Annotated in this window: 3 protein-coding genes; all 3 read right to left on the bottom strand. The window is 49.0% G+C overall.

Annotation, left to right across the window (positions count from 1 at the left end; all coding sequences use genetic code 11):
- Positions 1-285: hypothetical protein (locus tag NJG22_RS24380; RefSeq protein WP_253098482.1), on the bottom strand; the 285-nt coding region annotated here is incomplete at its 3' end.
- Positions 286-389: 104 nt separating this feature from the next.
- Positions 390-872 (bottom strand): DUF4265 domain-containing protein, encoded by a 483-nt coding sequence (locus NJG22_RS24375; RefSeq protein ID WP_253098480.1) that lies wholly within the window; start codon positions 870-872, stop codon positions 390-392.
- Positions 862-1,478 (bottom strand): RHS repeat-associated core domain-containing protein (locus tag NJG22_RS24615; RefSeq protein WP_290445529.1); only part of this gene is annotated, 617 nt, incomplete at its 5' end. The genes NJG22_RS24615 and NJG22_RS24375, both read right to left, overlap by 11 nt.

Raw genomic sequence — 1,478 nt, 5'->3', positions numbered from 1 at the left:
GTGCTTGGCTTCGGTGACTTTGTCCTGCTTGACCACCGTGGGCAAGGCCTTGGGGTTGCGCAGGTGCCACTTCACGCTGTTGTTGTGCAGCACCAGCAGCATGTTCTTGATCGAGTCCTTGTTGGCCGTGCTACCCAGGCTCATCAGCTTGGCGCTCATTTGCGGCGCCAAGGTGCGGAATTGCTTGGTGTAGGCCAGCACTTCTGTCTGCACCCGGGTGGGCACGGCATTGCTCATCAGCGTGTTGGCCGCGCCTTTGCCCATTGCCGAGTAGGCGTTGCTCAACGCGCCAAAGGCGTTCTCGAAGGCCTCCGACGAAAGCTACTTACCGACAGCAAAATAACGCCACCCAAACAACCGAATCCATAACTTATGCGAAAACAAATAACTTAACTATCAAGCCACCAATCAAGCAATGTATCATCATCAAGATCATTGAAATTTTTGTAAATATTAGAATAGTACCACTCAATACCAGTCTCTTCTTTAAACCGATTAAATACCTCTCTAATTTTATCTCTCCCACTTCTTGCAGGAATACTAAACGCCAAGTTCCCTCGGTACACTCCATCAAGCGTGCCGCCCAACAAGATATTCACTTCATGTTCAAGCTTAGATATTTTGTCCGCCTCAATATTATCCGCATATAAATTAATGCAAAAATTACCCCCCCTTTTCAACACTACCGCAGGAGAGCTTGAGTCTTTTATATCAATCAGATCTCCCTTTGCGAGATTCAATGCCAGCCCAGGAGATGATAAAAGCTCATAAACATGCTCTCCCTTTCTAAGAGCAGGAAGTTCCTCGTAGACGGGGCCTTTCCTGTTCGAGACAAAAACCTTGATCACAGAAAATTCTTCTTTACCTTCCATAAGGCGCTCCACAGCTTCCTCTTTCGACACAGGACATCCCTTCTTTCACATAACCACTATTTCCAGCACTCAAGTTGCAGGACGCCCCTTCCAAAGCAGTATTACATGGTGCCAAATTCCCCCCTTTGGATGTGGGAATATTTGTATGGCCAAGGTGCATATCAGATGGATTTGTAGAACTATGGCCACACCTCCAGCAGGTATAGATGCCATTATTATTTTCATCTGCATCAGCAATAAGCCCATCGCGCACCCGATCTTGACCACGTCGGTGGCCGCCATCCTGCTTGCTCTGCTCTATGACTTTAGGGCTTACTCCCTGCCCATCAGTTTTTGCAAATGCTGATGGAGGCTTTTTAGCCAGCCCAAGTGGGTCAACCCACTCAATAGGGTTAGCCGCATATGCAAATAGATTCAACCCCCCGGAGTAACGAATTGGGTCCTGACCGATAAACCGTCCCGTTTTAGGGTCGTAGTACCGATTTCGGTTGTAGTGTAACCCCGTCTCATGATCGTGGTACTGCCCTTGGAAGCGAATCGGGTTGCCCAGGCCGTGCTGCTTGGCCCAGTCCGAGCGTTCCTCGCGAACTTCACCCCAAGCCTTGT

It is taken from the genome of Pseudomonas sp. VA159-2, from assembly GCF_024126635.1.
Classification (GTDB): Bacteria; Pseudomonadota; Gammaproteobacteria; order Pseudomonadales; family Pseudomonadaceae; genus Aquipseudomonas; species Aquipseudomonas muyukensis.
The sequence above is the reverse complement of the archived record's forward strand: the minus strand, read 5'-3'. Positions and strand labels throughout refer to the sequence as shown.